This window comes from Streptomyces sp. AC512_CC834 (assembly GCF_019049325.1).
In the GTDB taxonomy this organism is placed as follows: Bacteria; Actinomycetota; Actinomycetes; order Streptomycetales; family Streptomycetaceae; genus Streptomyces.
On sequence record NZ_JAGMUO010000014.1, the window covers coordinates 133,100 to 146,835 of the forward strand.

Sequence of the window (13,736 nt, forward strand, 5' to 3'; positions counted from 1 at the left end):
AGCCCCAAGCCCTACGGAGCATCGGGGGATGCACATGAACAGCGTTCCGCAGCACCTGTCGAACGAGGACCGCCAAGAGTACGAGCGGATCCTCGACGAGGCGCTGCGCTCCGCACCACACCGCCCGGAACTGGCCGCCGTCGGACAGCGGCTCAACTCCGAACAACTGCGCACCATGGCACTCAACGCGACCGCCCTCATCACGGCGGCGGCCACGACCGAGTACCAGCACTACGTGAAGGCCCGCGAGGAACTGCGCCATCCGGCGCCGTCCGGCCCGTCGTCGCCCGCCACGCGCGAATCCGGCTCCGAGGAGCAGGGCTCGGGCGCGGTGGGACTCGCCGCCACCATGGGCGAGGTGGCCGAGGCGACCGGTGCGGGTGCCGTCGCCGTCGTCGCCGTCCTGGCACCGGTCCTGGCCGGCACCGCCGCGGCGATCTTCCTGCTCGTCGGCTACCTCCTGAAGATGCTCGACCCGGGGCAGACCTTCGCGCGGACCATGCTCACCACGGGGTGGGTGTTCGGCGCCGTGACCGCGGTGGCGATCCTCGTCGCCGCGGTGGGGCTGCTGCTCACCGCCCTGCGCAACCGCCCCTCCGCCGAGTCCGGCTTCTACGGTCCACTCGACGAGGAAGTGGCCCGCGCCAGGGACGCCTGGCACGACGCCCTGCTGGAACGCGGCATCCTGCCCTTCCTGCGGGAGGCGCTCACCGAACCGGGCACGGCGGTACTGCACCGCACGGGACCAGCGGTCCCGGGCAGCCGTATGCCGCACCTCGGCTACGGCCGTCCCGGGTTCACCAGTCCCGACGGCGGCCCCGAGGCGGGCCCTCGTCCGAGCTACTCCAGCCCGGACTACAGCAGCCCGGACTACGGCGGCCCGGAGCACCGGCCCGACTAGCCACCGGCACGGGCGGGCAGCGCGTCAGAGGATGCCCGCCCGGCCGGCGGCAGTGATCCAGGACGGGAACTCGGACAGCAGACGGTCGTACAGCTCCGGGTCGGGTACGGTGCCGATGTCGTCGACGGCGAAGAAGCCGACGTTGTCGACGCGACGGTCCGGCAGGGTGTCGAAACGCTCCAGCACCCCGTAGTTGGCGCGCCCGAGCCCCACGAACTGCCAGAAGACCGGCTCCTCCACCGCCCCGCGCAGCTCCCGCTCGATCTCGGCATCGCGGTAGACGCCGCCGTCGGAGAAGAACAGCACCAGGGTCGGAACCGGTGCCGGGTTGTCCCGGACGAAGGCGCGGACCTCGGCGATCACCTTCTGCTCCTCGTTCTGGATACCGACCGCCCGCATGTCGACCTGCTCGGGGTGCAGGCCCTTCTTCCTGCCCCGGCGGAACAGACTGATCTCCCCCACGCGTACGTGCAGCGGCAGCCACTCGGGCAGTTCACCCAGACGCAGGTCGGGCAGCCGCGCCGAGTTGGAGGCGAAGGTCCATGCCTGCATCTCCCCGTCGTCGTCCAACTGCGCGGCGACGGCGGCCATCCGCTCCACGACGTCCGCGACCACGCCCTTCGAGTAGAGGAAGGACATGGACCCGGAGGCGTCCAGTACGAGGACGACCCGCGCGGTGACCCCGGCCGCCCCGTGCTTGCTCAGGCTGACCGCGACCTGCTCCTTGCGCAGGGACAGCCGCTTGCGCATGTCCACGGGCAGACGGTCCTCCCCCTTGGTGAGACGGGGGCCGGCGGAAGCCGAGGACGGAGCCGGCGGTGGTACGGGCGTGGGGGAAGCCGTTGCCGTGGGCGGTGCGGCGGCCGGGGCGGCAGTCGGCGGTGCGGCGGCCGCCGGGGGAGCGTCGTCCACGGAGATGCCGAAGTCGGTGGCCAGCCCCGCGAGTCCGGAGGCGTACCCCTGTCCGACGGCGCGGAACTTCCACTTCCCCTGGCGCCGGTACAGCTCGCCGCCGACCAACGCGGTCTCCGTCCCGGCCGTCATGTCGAACCTGGCCAACTCGGTGCCGGCCCCGGCGTCCAGCAACCGCAGCGACAACCCCGGAACCTGGCCGAACGTCCCGCCGTCCGCCGAGGCGCACAGCACGATGCGTTCGACGGCCGGCTCCACCGAGCGCAGGTCCACCTCGACGGCATCGGTCGTGACACCCGCGTCAGCGCCGGATCCGCCACGCTTGCCCAGATGCCCCACCGCGCCGGACGCGTGACGGGGCTGGTTGTAGAAGACGAAGTCACCGTCGTCCCGCACCCGTCCGGCCGAGGTGAGCAGCAGCGCGGAGGCGTCGACCTCGGGGACACCTGGTCCGGCGGACCAGACGAGTTCGACGCGCACCGCGGGGGAGTCGACGGCGACGTTGGCACCCTTGCTCAGGGAGGTGGCTGTCATGCGCCCAGTCTGCCGAGCGGAACGCCCCCGCGGGGAGAGGGCGGCGCTCACGGCCTGTCCCCTCCCCACGCCGGACGATCCAGCCCGCTCAGTCCGCTCAGCCCACTCAGTCCGCGATCGGCAGATACACGCGGTTGCCCGCCGCCGCGAACTCCTGCGACTTCTGCGCCATACCCTCCTCGATCTCGGCCTTGCTGCCCCCGTGCTCCCGGCGAATGTCGTGCGAGATCTTCATCGAGCAGAATTTCGGCCCGCACATGGAGCAGAAGTGGGCCGTCTTGGCAGGTTCGGCCGGCAGGGTCTCGTCGTGGAACTCCCGTGCCGTGTCCGGATCGAGGGCCAGGTTGAACTGGTCCTCCCACCGGAACTCGAACCGGGCGTCGGACAGCGCGTCGTCCCACTCCTGTGCACCTGGGTGCCCCTTGGCGAGGTCGGCGGCATGGGCGGCGATCTTGTAGGTGATGACGCCGGTCTTGACGTCGTCACGGTTGGGCAGGCCCAGGTGTTCCTTGGGCGTGACGTAGCAGAGCATGGCCGTGCCCCACCAGGCGATCATCGCGGCACCGATGCCGGAGGTGATGTGGTCGTACGCCGGCGCGACGTCCGTCGTCAGCGGGCCGAGCGTATAGAACGGAGCTTCATCGCAGATCTCCTGCTGAAGGTCGATGTTCTCCTTGATCTTGTGCATCGGGACATGGCCCGGGCCCTCGATCATGGTCTGTACGTTCAAACGCTTGGCGATCCGGTTGAGTTCCCCGAGGGTGCGCAACTCGGCGAACTGCGCCTCGTCGTTGGCGTCCGCGATCGAGCCCGGACGCAGGCCGTCGCCGAGGGAGTACGTGACGTCGTAGGCGGCGAGGATCTCGCAGAGTTCCTCGAAGTTCTCGTACAGGAACGACTCCTTGTGGTGCGCCAGACACCACGCCGCCATGATCGAGCCGCCGCGCGAGACGATGCCGGTCTTGCGGTTCGCGGTCAGCGGTACGTACGCCAGGCGCACGCCTGCGTGAACCGTCATGTAGTCCACGCCCTGCTCGGCCTGTTCGATGACCGTGTCCTTGTAGATCTCCCAGGTCAGCTCCTCGGCCCGGCCGTCGACCTTCTCCAGGGCCTGGTAGAGCGGGACGGTTCCGATGGGAACGGGGGAGTTGCGCAGCACCCACTCGCGGGTGGTGTGAATGTTGCGGCCGGTGGAGAGGTCCATGACCGTGTCGGCGCCCCACCGGGTCGCCCAGGTCATCTTCTCGACCTCCTCCTCGATGGAGGACGTCACCGCCGAGTTGCCGATGTTGGCGTTGACCTTCACCAGGAACCGCTTGCCGATGATCATCGGCTCGTTCTCGGGGTGGTTGACGTTGGCGGGAAGCACCGCACGTCCCGCCGCGATCTCCTCGCGGACCACTTCCGGCGAGACGTTCTCCCGGAGGGCCACGTACTCCATCTCCGGCGTGATCTCGCCCCGGCGCGCGTACGCGAGCTGCGTCACCGCACTGCCGTCCCGGCCCCGGCGCGGCCGGCGCGGCCGTCCGGGGAAGACGGCGTCGAGGTTGCGCAGGCCGCCGCGCGGCGAGGTGTGCTTGAGTCCGTCGTCCTCGGGACGGACGGGACGGCCCTCGTACTCCGCGGTGTCCCCGCGGGCGATGATCCAGTGCTCCCGCAGCGGCGCCAGGCCCCTGCGGACATCGGTGTCGACGAGTGGATCGGTGTACGGGCCCGACGTGTCGTACAGCGTGACCGACTGCCCGTTGGTGAGGTGCACCTGACGGACCGGCACCCGCAGATCGGGGCGCGAGCCCTCGACGTACGCCTTGTGCCAGCCGATGGACTTCCCGGCCTCCGTGGGCTCCTCCTGGGCGGAGTTCTGCTCGGAGGCAGGCGTGCGTGCGTCCTTGATGGTCATGAGACCTACTCCCTACGCCGGCATTACCCGGTAACAGGTTCGGCGGTCGACGCAGCGGCTTCCGTCCGTCGACGTTTCGTGGGATACGTCACTCGACTTCGGTGACGTTTCCCGTGAAACATCGCTGGGACGGAGGTCAGCGCCCTCTCAGCCCGGTGCTCCGAGCTCCCGCGTGTACAAAGGTGGCTCCACGCTAGCGCCCATTCGGGCGCGGTGAACAGAGGGCCCCCCTCGTTCTTGCGATGATCGGGCGGTGACCACACCGCAGCATCCCGCCTTTCCGCCGCACGAGCCCCACCGCGGACCGGACGCCGAAGAGGGCGACAGCCGTGCAGCCGGCCGCGTCCCCGTCGGCGCCCACGGTGCGAGCGAGGACAGACAGGATGCGGGCCACGGACACGGGGCGGGCCAGGCGGGCCACGGACACGGTGGCGGCGGGCCGGGTGCGGGCGGCGGGCACGGGCACTCGCACAGCCACGGACCGGCGGCGCCCGTCTCCCGGCATCTGCGCAAGGTCATCGCCGCGATCCTGATCCCCTTCGCCGCGGCGGTGCTGGTCGGGCTCGCGGTGCTGTGGCCGGGCGGTGCGCCGCCGCACGAGCGCACCGGGGTCGGCTTCGACCGGCAGACCCAGCAGGCCACCGTCACCAAGGTGGTCGAGCTGAGCTGCCAGTCCGTCAACGCCTCGGGCGGTACCCCGACCGGCGACACGTCCACCGCCGAGGGTTCCGCCGCGGTGCAGCAGGCGAACGGCGACTGCAAGCGGGCGACGATCCGCGTCGACACCGGCGAGGGCAAGGGCCGTACGTTCACCGAGATCGTGCAGCCGGACCAGTCACGGCAGTTGCACGAGGGCCAGAAGGTCGTGGTCGCCTACGAGCCGTCCGCGCCCAAGGACCTGCAGTACTCGGTGACCGACATCAACCGCCGGCTCCCCCTGGCCCTGCTCGCCGGCATCTTCGCCCTCGCCGTCGTGGTCGTCGGACGACTGCGCGGCCTCATGGCGCTGGTCTCGCTGGCCATCAGCTTCCTGCTGCTGAACTTCTTCATCCTGCCCGCGATCCTTCAGGGCTCGAACCCTCTGGTCGTCGCGGTGATCGGGTCCAGCGCCATCATGCTGATCGCGTTGTACCTGTGCCACGGGCTGTCGGCCCGTACGTCCGTGGCGGTGCTGGGCACCCTGATCTCGTTGTTGCTGATCGGTGTTCTCGGGTCACTGTTCATCGGCTGGGCCGCGCTCACCGGCAACACGGACGACAACACCGGCCTCATCCACGGCCTGTATCCGTCGATCGACATGAGCGGTCTGCTGCTCGCCGGAATCATCATCGGTTCGCTCGGTGTCCTCGACGACGTGACGGTCACCCAGACGTCGGCGGTCTGGGAACTGCACGAGGCCAACCCGACGATGGGCTGGCGCGGGCTGTACCGCGCGGGCATCCGTATCGGCCGTGACCACATCGCCTCGGTCGTCAACACGCTCGTCCTCGCCTACGCGGGTGCCGCGCTGCCCCTGCTGCTGCTGTTCTCGATCGCGCAGAGCGGTGTGGGGACGGTCGCCAACAGCGAACTGGTCGCGCAGGAGATCGTGCGGACGCTGGTCGGCTCGATCGGGCTGGTGGCTTCCGTGCCGGTCACCACCGCCCTGGCCGCCCTGGTCGTGTCGGCGGACCGACCGGCCGACCGGCTGGCCCAGGCCGCGGCGGCGCCGGGTCCGGGGGCGACAGCGCCGGCACGTGGCGGGCGGGGCCGCCGCCGTAAGCGCTGACGCGCCCGGTGAGGCGTTATGGCACCGCCGCAGGGCTGCCGTAACGGTTCAGCCCGCGCTCTGTTCCTCCGCCAGGATGCGGTCCAGGGCCTCGTCGAGGTGGGTGTCGAAGTCGGCGAGCGCACCCTCCTGGCCCAGTGGCACCAGCTTGTCGGTGCGGTCGAGGAAGGCCACGAGGGGCGCAGCGGAGGAGCGGAACAGCGCCTGGTCGCCGCCGACCTGAAGGCGGATCAGCACCTCGGCAAGCGGTTCCGGATCGACCGGTGCGATGCGCACGTCGCCGTCGCCGCACGGCCGGCCCACCCCGTCGACCAGCAACTCCCGGCCGAAGGCCCAGGTCACCGGCGCGTCCCCGGGCAGATGGAAGGTCAGGCGCACGGCATAGGGATCACGGGTCTCGTAGCGCAGCTCCACCGGGATGCGGAAGGAGAGCTCCTCGGACACGAGAAAGCTCATCATGACCTCTGCCTGTACGGACTCGCCCATTCGCCTACCCCGTCATTCGCCGTCGACTGTCCGGGAATCAAACCTCTAACACTGGTGGCATCTTGCTCAACGTACACACCAGATCACAAGGAGTGAGTTTTCAGATACTGATAGAGAGTGCGAGCGACCCCAGACGCCGCCCCACCTCGTTCTGCAACCGCTGCGCCGCGGGCAGCAAACGGTCCGCCTGATGGAGGGGCAGTGAGATGGCCATCGTCGCGGCCGTGGTGCCGACGGTGATCGGGATCGCCGCGCAGACCGTCCCCAGGGCGTACTCCTGGCGCTCGGTCACCGGCGCCATCCGACGCATGCGTTCCAGTCGTTTCAGCACACTGTGGCCGTCACGCACCGTGTACGGCGTGACCGGCTGCACCGGGTAGCGGTCCAGGTGGTCACTGCGGGCGTCGTCGTCCAGTTGGGACAGCAGGCACTGCCCGATGGCGTGCGCGTGCCCGGTCTCGCGGAAGTCCGCCCATTCCTCGACCGCGGGATTGCCCGGGGTGTCGGAGACGCACATGACCTCGATCTCGCCGTCCCGGTAGATGGCGTAGTAGACGGGGACGCCGATCGCGTCCCGCCAGCGCGCCATGGTGTCGACCACCGTGCTGCGACGTTTCTGCTCGGCTCCGCTGCCGCTCAGCCGCTCGGCGGCCTCACCGAGGAAGAACAGCCCCTTCTCCCGGCGCAGGTAGCCCTCGTGCACCAGGGTGCGCAGCAGGTGGTACGCCGTGGGCAGCGCCAGCCGCGTCTCGCGGGCCAGTTGCTTGGCCGGGGCCCCGTACTCGTGCTCGGCGACGCACTCGAGGAGGCGCATCGCCCGCTGTACGGAGCCGATGAGCGTCGCGGAGGGCGGGTCGGCGGAGGGTGGCGCCGGGGGTGTCCGAGACGTCGAGCAGGGCTGCACGGGCAAGGTGTGCAGCGGGGCGAATGCGGTGTCAGCCGTGGCCAAGGGTCACTCCCGGAACGCGAGGGGGCAGCCCGTGCGGGGAACACGGGTGGGGGTGTACGCCGTTCGCGAGGTCGCCCCCGCGTGGAGTTCCGGACTCTAACCGCCGGTCACCGCTCACCGACGGCCCGTCCGGGAAACTTCCCCCGCCCGAGGGAACCGGTGGTTCCTGTTACCGCCACCGGTGTCCCACTGCTCTCACCAGTCGCTGCGTGACGACGAGCCCGACATGAACTTGCGTACGACGTAGATCAGTCCGCCGACGAGCGCGACGAAGACCAGCAGCTTGAACAGCAGTCCGATCACGAACCCGACCACGCTGGCGATCAGCCCGCCGAACACGACCAGAGCGATGACCGGCACCGCGATCCACTTCACCCACCACGGCAGTCCCGTGAAGATCTCTCGCATCGCCCTCGTCCTTACCTCTGGGTCCACTGATGTCCTGCACTCGATGCTAGAGCCGCGAGGGTGCCGGCAGGGCGCGCGCATCCCTTGTCTCCCCCTGACCGATCCCCTAGGGAACCCCGGGGTCGGGCTCAGCTCTCCGGTGGAGAGAACATCACCAGAACCCGCAGGTCCTCAGTGATGTGATGGAACTTGTGGGCGACCCCGGCCGGCACATAGACCACACTGCCGCGGGCCACGTGGGTGGTCTCCATGTCCACGGTGATCGCGGCCCGCCCGCTCACCACGAAGTACACCTCGTCCTGCGCGTGCGGTTTCTGCGGGTCGGTCGTCCCCGCGTCGAGGGCGTACAGACCGACCGACATGTTCCGCTCCCGCAGGAACTGCAGGTAGGCACCGTCGTTGGCGGCGCGCTCCGCCTCCAGTTCGTCCAGCCGGAATGCCTTCATCGCCTCGTCCGCCCCTGCCTCACCGTTCGTGTCCGATCGCGTCTGCCACGATCAGACACATGAAGAATTTCCTAGTCAAGACGATCGCCAACGCGGGCGCCCTCGCCGTCGCCGTGTGGCTGCTCGACAAGATCACCCTCACCGGGGGCAGCACCGGGGAGAAGACGGTCACACTGATCGTGGTCGCCCTGGTGTTCGGCCTGGTCAACATGCTGGTGAAGCCGATCCTGCAGGTGCTGACCTTCCCGCTGTTCATCCTGACCCTCGGCCTGTTCACGCTGGTGGTCAACGCGCTGATGCTGTTGCTCACGTCGTGGCTGGCAGACAAGCTGGATCTGAGCTTCCACGTCGACGGGTTCTGGACCGCCGTCCTGGGCGGACTGATCATCTCGGTCGTCTCCTGGGCCCTCAACGCGTTCCTGCCCGACGGGGACTGATTCCGATGACCTACCGCGTCTGCTTCGTGTGCACGGGCAACATCTGCCGCTCCCCGATGGCCGAGGCCGTCTTCCACGCGCGCGTGGCGGACGCCGGGCTCGACGGCCTGGTCGAGGCCGACAGCGCCGGCACCGGCGGCTGGCACGAGGGCGAGGGCGCCGACCCGCGCACCGTGGCCGTCCTCGCGGACAACGGCCACGACCTCGATCGCACGGCCCGCCGGTTCCAGCAGTCCTGGTTCTCCCGCCTCGACCTCGTCGTCGCGCTCGACGCCGGGCATCTGAGGGCCCTGCGACGGCTCGCGCCCACGGAGCAGGACGCGGCCAAGGTCCGCCTGCTGCAGTCGTACGATCCCGCCGCCGACAGCGGTGACCTGGACGTCCCGGACCCGTACTACGGGGGCGTGGACGGCTTCGAGGAGTGCCTTGAGATGGTGGAGGCGGCGAGCACCGGGCTGCTCGCCGCGGTACGAGAGCAAGTGGAAGGACGGGCGGCATGAGTGATTCCGCTACGAACGACAGAGCCGGCAAGGGCACGCGGAGCCCCGCTTCGGGCCCCGGTGACGGCACGCGCGCGGTACGCGCCGGGCTGCCCGAACCCGTCAAGCACGAGCCGACCCTGCCCGGCCCCGTGTTCGCCGCCCACTTCCACCTGCCGGGCGACCCGACGGGTCCGTACACCTACGGCCGTGACGAGAACCCGACCTGGACCCACCTCGAGCGCGCCATCGGCGAGCTGGAGGACCCCGGGCGGGCCGGCGTCGAGACGCTCGTGTTCGCCTCGGGCATGGCCGCGATCTCCTCGGTGCTCTTCTCCCAGTTGCGCGCCGGGGACACGGCCGTCCTGCCCGACGACGGCTACCAGGCGCTCCCGCTGGTCCGCGCGCAGTTGGAGGCGTACGGCATCGAGGTGCGGACCGCGCCGACCGGCCGGGACGCCCAGCTCGACGTCCTGGACGGGGCGAAGCTGCTGTGGATCGAGACGCCGTCGAACCCCGGGCTCGACGTGTGCGACGTACGGCGGCTCGTCGAGGCGGCACACGCGCGCGGTGCCCTGGTCGCCGTCGACAACACCCTCGCCACGCCGCTCGGGCAGCGCCCGTTGGAGCTGGGCGCCGACTTCTCGGTGGCCAGCGGCACCAAGCAGCTCACCGGCCACGGCGACGTCCTTCTGGGCTACGTGGCCGGCCGTGACGCCGGGGCGATGACGGCCGTACGGCGGTGGCGCAAGATCGTCGGGGCGATTCCCGGGCCGATGGAGGCCTGGCTCGCGCACCGCTCGATCGCCACTCTCCAGCTACGGGTGGACCGGCAGGACACCACCGCTCTCAAGGTCGCCGAGGCGCTGCGGACACGGCCCGAGATCACCGGCCTGCGGTACCCGGGGCTGCCCGACGACCCCTCACACAAGGTCGCTTCGCAGCAGATGCTGCGCTACGGGTGTGTCGTGTCCTTCACGTTGTCCACGCGCGCGCGTGCCGATCGTTTTCTCGAGGCCCTGCGGCTGGTGGAGGGCGCGACGAGCTTCGGCGGGGTGCGTTCCACCGCCGAGCGGCGCGGACGCTGGGGCGGCGACGCGGTGCCGGAGGGCTTCGTACGGCTTTCGGTGGGCGCGGAGGACCCCGACGACCTGGTGGCCGATCTGCTGCGGGCGCTGGACGAATCGGCGGACTGACGCCGCCGCGCAGCCCCTTCTTACCCTCACCGGCCGGCCCGGCCGGGTGCGCCGGACGGTCCGAGCCTCCCCCCTCGTGGCTCGGACCGTCCTCCGGTTCCGCGCGCGAAGAACCGCGCGACCAAGGCTAGTTGACTGTGTGTCAGTGTCCAATCACCGTAGCGACAGCGACCTATCGACATATTTATAGTTGGGTACGGCCGGGGGCTGGAGAAGAACAGAAGAGGGGAGGGGGTCTTTCGTGGATCTGGCCTTGCTGCGCACCTTCGTCACCGTGCACCGGGCCGGTTCCTTCACCCGCGCCGCCGCCCTGCTCGGCCTCTCCCAGCCCGCCGTCACCTCGCAGATCCGTACGCTGGAGCGCCAGCTCGGCCGCCCGCTGTTTCTTCGGCAGGCCCGCGGCGTGACCCCGACGACCACCGGCGACGAACTCGCCCACAAGGCGGCACCGCATCTCGACGCCCTGGTGGAGATCGCCGAGACCGGACTGGAGGACGACTCCTCCCTGCGCACCCTGCATCTGGCCGGACCGCCCGAGTTCACCGCCGAACGGGCGCTGCCCGCGCTCACGGAGCTCACCGGCGAGGACGGACAGGGCTTCGCCCTGCGCGCCTCGTTCGGGAACGCCGAGGAGACCCTGGAGGGCCTGGCCGCCGAGCATCACGATCTGGCCATCGGCACGGCCCGCCCCCGCGGCGCGCTGCTCACGGCGACTGCGCTCTGCGACGAGGAACACGTTCTGGTCGCCGCGCCCGACTGGGCGGAGCGTGCCGGCGTCGAAAAGCCCCACAGCACCGACGCACCCGCCCTGGAAGACGTCCCCGTGGTCGAGGTGCACGAGTCGCTGCCCTTCGTCGCCCGTTACTGGGCCTCCGTCTTCGACGCCCGCCCGGCCGCCCCGGGCACGGTCGTCGCTCCCGACCTGCGTGCGGTTCTCGCCTGCACGGTCGCGGGCGCCGGACTCGCCGTGCTGCCCCGCTATCTGTGCGCGGTGGCGCTGGAACGCGGTGACATCGTCGCCCTGCACGATCCCCCGGTGCCGCCGTTGCGGACGTATTTCCTGGTGGTGCGTACCGGCACGTTGGCGATGCCGCACATCGCCAGGGCCCACGAGTGGTTACTGCGTGCGGCCGCCGACTGGAACTGAACCGGCGGACTCGCGAACCGGGGGCGCGCCGCGATGTTTCACGTGGAACCAGCCGGGCCACATTTCTCCCATGACCGTCCGACCCGTGGTCAAGCGCACCGCACGCGCCGTTCTGCTGGACGGCGACCACCTGATCCTGATCAAGCGGACAAAGCCCGGCGTCGACCCCTACTGGGTAACCCCCGGAGGCGGGGTCGAGGCGGACGACACCACCGTCGTGGACGCCCTGCACCGCGAGGTGTACGAGGAGCTCGGCGCCAAGATCAGCGATGTGGTGCCCTGCTTCGTGGACACGGTGGAACACATCGGCGAGGACGGTGGCGCGACCGGCGTGAAGGTGCAGCACTTCTTCGTCTGCCACCTGGAATCCATGGACCCGTCCCTGCGGCACGGCCCGGAGGTCGACGAGCCCGCCGGTGAGTACGAGATCGTCAGGGTGCCGTTCACCCGGGTCGGGATCGCCTCCGTCCACCTCGTACCGCTGTCGCTGCGGCACTATCTGGACGGCAACATCGAGGGGGTACGTGCCATGCACGCACCCGACCTCGGCTGATCCGACACCGGCCGGCCCACGACGGCTGTTTCGTCCGGCAGCTTCCGGAGCCCGGTGCCACCGGCCACGACATGGCCAAAAGCTCGTGTGTACCCATGGAAAGAGGTGGACGCGGACGGCCGCTGTCGGACAGCCTGACCTGCGTGCCGACACCTTCCCTCGCCTCTCAGCCGATCCGCCGTCTGACGCTCCGCGATCTCACCGCCTGCGCCGACCTGTCCGAGGACCGGGGGTGGCCGCGCGAGGAGCACAAGTGGGGGTTCCTCCTCACGGCCGGACAGGGGTACGGCATCGACGACCCCGGCGGCGGTCTCGTCGCCGCCTGCACCGTCACCGAGTACGGCCCCCGGGAGCGCCCCGCGCTCGCCGCCATCGGCATGATGCTGGTGGCCGAGCGGTACGCCCGCCAGGGCATCGGACGCCGGCTGATGCGCCACGTCGTGTCCGCCCTGGGCATCATCCCCCTGACTCTGCACGCGACTGCGTACGGCCGCCCGCTCTACGAGGAGCTCGGCTTCAAGGTGACGGGCGGGGCGAAGATGGTGCGCGGGCGATTCGCTCCGGGCGGACCGGAACCGAGGACCTTCACCCGCGCGGCCACCGCCGAGGACCTCACCACGATCCTCCGGCTCGACGAGGAGGTGTTCGGCACCGACCGCACCCCCATCGTCACGCGGCTGCCCGCCTTCGCCGACCAGCTACGAATCGCCGAGGAGGACGGCCGGACCATCGGGTACGCCGCGGCCTGGCCGAACATGGACACCCACGTCGTGGGCCCGCTGATCGCCCGGGACACCGAGACGGCCAAGGCGCTGATCGGCTCCCTCGCCGCCCGCACCGACCGACCGCTGCGCACCGACATCGACGTACGGCACGAGGAACTGCTGGCGTGGGTGAAGGAGCGCGGCCTCGCAGTGGTCGCCCCCAACGCGGTCATGACGTACGGGATCACCGAGCTTCCCGGCGACTGGACCCGGCGGTTCGCGCCGCTGACGGTGGCGGCGGGCTGACTGCGGCGCTACGCCCCTCCGTCACGACGCAGCCGGTCCCCGGGGGTCCCGGGGAACCGGCGGCCGACCGGCGGAGGCTGCCGTCAGACGAGGGTCTTCACGGCGGCCGAGGCGAAGGCGTGGTCCTGCTCGGGCGCGCCGCCTCCCACCCCGATCGCGCCGATCAGCCGGCCCTCGCGATGCACGGGCACGCCACCCGCGATGAACAGCAGCGGCCGGTCGAGTGCCGTGGGCAGGGTGTGGAAGAGCCCTCCGGGCTGAACGGCGTCGACCAGTTCGGCAGTGGGGGCGTTCAACTGGAGCGCCGTGTAGGCCTTGCGGGTACTGGTCTCCCCGGAGATCAGCACGGCACGGTCGTCCCGTCGGAAGGCGAGCAGGTGGCCGCCGGCGTCGAGAACCGTGACGCTGACGGTGACGCCGGCCGCCGCGGCGGCGTGGTGGGCGACGGTGACGAGGGCTTCGGCGTCCTGGGTCGTCAGCGGGGTGAGAGCGGTGGCGCTCATGGATGTTTCTCCTTGGTCGGCACCGGGTGGTGCGGTGCCTCGGTGGTCGTCGAGACGGAAGCAGCCGCGGGGACGGCGGGACGGCCCTGGCCCCGCGGCCCCGCGGC

15 protein-coding genes and 1 riboswitch are annotated in these 13,736 nt (G+C 70.4%); of the genes, 8 read left to right on the forward strand and 7 right to left on the reverse strand.

The features are described from left to right. Nucleotides 1-28 precede the first annotated feature (28 nt). Complete coding sequence (locus KUM40_RS04650; protein ID WP_217163125.1) at nucleotides 29-901, forward strand: hypothetical protein; 873 nt, start codon at nucleotides 29-31, stop codon at nucleotides 899-901. 24 nt (nucleotides 902-925) lie between these two features. Here KUM40_RS04650 and KUM40_RS04655 read toward each other — a convergent pair whose 3' ends face one another. Both KUM40_RS04655 and thiC read right to left on the reverse strand, forming a co-directional pair. After that, nucleotides 926-2,347, reverse strand: coding sequence for a VWA domain-containing protein (locus KUM40_RS04655; protein ID WP_217163127.1), 1,422 nt, complete (start codon nucleotides 2,345-2,347; stop codon nucleotides 926-928). Nucleotides 2,348-2,453: 106 nt separating this feature from the next. Continuing rightward, nucleotides 2,454-4,247, reverse strand: coding sequence for a phosphomethylpyrimidine synthase ThiC (gene thiC / locus KUM40_RS04660; protein ID WP_254394542.1), 1,794 nt, complete (start codon nucleotides 4,245-4,247; stop codon nucleotides 2,454-2,456). Next, nucleotides 4,240-4,429, reverse strand: a riboswitch (TPP riboswitch). It overlaps the preceding gene by 8 nt. A 71-nt stretch (nucleotides 4,430-4,500) precedes the next feature. Between thiC and KUM40_RS04665 the strand changes: the two genes are divergently transcribed. Further along, entirely contained in the window at nucleotides 4,501-6,015 is a 1,515-nt protein-coding gene (locus KUM40_RS04665; RefSeq protein WP_217163129.1) for a YibE/F family protein, read from the forward strand. A 48-nt stretch (nucleotides 6,016-6,063) separates the two neighbouring features. On the opposite strand, the gene KUM40_RS04670 is transcribed toward KUM40_RS04665, so the two are convergent. From KUM40_RS04670 to KUM40_RS04685, 4 genes are all read right to left on the reverse strand, one after another. Continuing rightward, nucleotides 6,064-6,501: an SsgA family sporulation/cell division regulator gene (locus KUM40_RS04670; protein ID WP_217163131.1), complete on the reverse strand. Its 438-nt coding sequence runs from the start codon at nucleotides 6,499-6,501 to the stop codon at nucleotides 6,064-6,066. A gap of 100 nt (nucleotides 6,502-6,601) precedes the next feature. Beyond that, a complete protein-coding gene (locus KUM40_RS04675; RefSeq protein ID WP_308401066.1) occupies nucleotides 6,602-7,336 on the reverse strand; it encodes an IclR family transcriptional regulator C-terminal domain-containing protein in 735 nt (244 codons plus the stop codon). Nucleotides 7,337-7,645: 309 nt separating this feature from the next. Further along, the gene (locus KUM40_RS04680; protein ID WP_217163133.1) at nucleotides 7,646-7,858 is read right to left on the reverse strand and encodes a DUF5326 family protein; all 213 of its coding nucleotides are present in this window, start codon (nucleotides 7,856-7,858) and stop codon (nucleotides 7,646-7,648) included. A 128-nt stretch (nucleotides 7,859-7,986) separates the two neighbouring features. Then, nucleotides 7,987-8,304, reverse strand: a complete 318-nt coding sequence (locus KUM40_RS04685; RefSeq protein ID WP_217163135.1) for a cupin domain-containing protein — start codon at nucleotides 8,302-8,304, stop codon at nucleotides 7,987-7,989. 59 nt (nucleotides 8,305-8,363) lie between these two features. Between KUM40_RS04685 and KUM40_RS04690 the strand changes: the two genes are divergently transcribed. The 6 genes from KUM40_RS04690 to KUM40_RS04715 all read left to right on the forward strand — a co-directional run bounded on the left by KUM40_RS04690 (nucleotide 8,364) and on the right by KUM40_RS04715 (nucleotide 13,126). Then, nucleotides 8,364-8,741 carry a phage holin family protein gene (locus tag KUM40_RS04690; protein WP_217163136.1) on the forward strand — a complete coding sequence of 126 codons (378 nt, stop codon included), beginning with the start codon at nucleotides 8,364-8,366 and terminating at the stop codon, nucleotides 8,739-8,741. 5 nt (nucleotides 8,742-8,746) lie between these two features. Further along, complete coding sequence (locus KUM40_RS04695) at nucleotides 8,747-9,241, forward strand: low molecular weight protein-tyrosine-phosphatase (protein WP_217163138.1); 495 nt, start codon at nucleotides 8,747-8,749, stop codon at nucleotides 9,239-9,241. Beyond that, a complete protein-coding gene (locus KUM40_RS04700; protein ID WP_217163143.1) occupies nucleotides 9,238-10,416 on the forward strand; it encodes a cystathionine gamma-lyase in 1,179 nt (392 codons plus the stop codon). Before KUM40_RS04695 ends, KUM40_RS04700 begins: the two co-directional genes overlap by 4 nt. 241 nt (nucleotides 10,417-10,657) lie before the next feature. Next, a complete protein-coding gene (locus tag KUM40_RS04705) occupies nucleotides 10,658-11,563 on the forward strand; it encodes a LysR family transcriptional regulator (protein ID WP_217163144.1) in 906 nt (301 codons plus the stop codon). 70 nt (nucleotides 11,564-11,633) lie between these two features. Next, entirely contained in the window at nucleotides 11,634-12,116 is a 483-nt protein-coding gene (locus KUM40_RS04710) for an NUDIX domain-containing protein (protein WP_217163145.1), read from the forward strand. 143 nt (nucleotides 12,117-12,259) lie between these two features. After that, complete coding sequence (locus tag KUM40_RS04715; RefSeq protein ID WP_217163148.1) at nucleotides 12,260-13,126, forward strand: GNAT family N-acetyltransferase; 867 nt, start codon at nucleotides 12,260-12,262, stop codon at nucleotides 13,124-13,126. 83 nt (nucleotides 13,127-13,209) lie between these two features. On the opposite strand, the gene KUM40_RS04720 is transcribed toward KUM40_RS04715, so the two are convergent. Beyond that, on the reverse strand, nucleotides 13,210-13,629 hold the full coding sequence (locus KUM40_RS04720) for a heme-binding protein (RefSeq protein WP_217163150.1): 420 nt from the start codon (nucleotides 13,627-13,629) through the stop codon (nucleotides 13,210-13,212). Between the last annotated feature and the right edge of the window lie 107 nt (nucleotides 13,630-13,736).

Coding starts and splice junctions, on each gene's coding strand:
- KUM40_RS04650 (WP_217163125.1), top strand. CDS start 29: ATGCACATGAACAGCGTTCCGCAGCACCTGTCGAACGAGGACCGCCAA.
- KUM40_RS04655 (WP_217163127.1), bottom strand. CDS start 2,347: ATGACAGCCACCTCCCTGAGCAAGGGTGCCAACGTCGCCGTCGACTCC.
- thiC (WP_254394542.1), bottom strand. CDS start 4,247: ATGACCATCAAGGACGCACGCACGCCTGCCTCCGAGCAGAACTCCGCC.
- KUM40_RS04670 (WP_217163131.1), bottom strand. CDS start 6,501: ATGGGCGAGTCCGTACAGGCAGAGGTCATGATGAGCTTTCTCGTGTCC.
- KUM40_RS04680 (WP_217163133.1), bottom strand. CDS start 7,858: ATGCGAGAGATCTTCACGGGACTGCCGTGGTGGGTGAAGTGGATCGCG.
- KUM40_RS04685 (WP_217163135.1), bottom strand. CDS start 8,304: ATGAAGGCATTCCGGCTGGACGAACTGGAGGCGGAGCGCGCCGCCAAC.
- KUM40_RS04690 (WP_217163136.1), top strand. CDS start 8,364: ATGAAGAATTTCCTAGTCAAGACGATCGCCAACGCGGGCGCCCTCGCC.
- KUM40_RS04695 (WP_217163138.1), top strand. CDS start 8,747: ATGACCTACCGCGTCTGCTTCGTGTGCACGGGCAACATCTGCCGCTCC.
- KUM40_RS04700 (WP_217163143.1), top strand. CDS start 9,238: ATGAGTGATTCCGCTACGAACGACAGAGCCGGCAAGGGCACGCGGAGC.
- KUM40_RS04710 (WP_217163145.1), top strand. CDS start 11,634: ATGACCGTCCGACCCGTGGTCAAGCGCACCGCACGCGCCGTTCTGCTG.
- KUM40_RS04720 (WP_217163150.1), bottom strand. CDS start 13,629: ATGAGCGCCACCGCTCTCACCCCGCTGACGACCCAGGACGCCGAAGCC.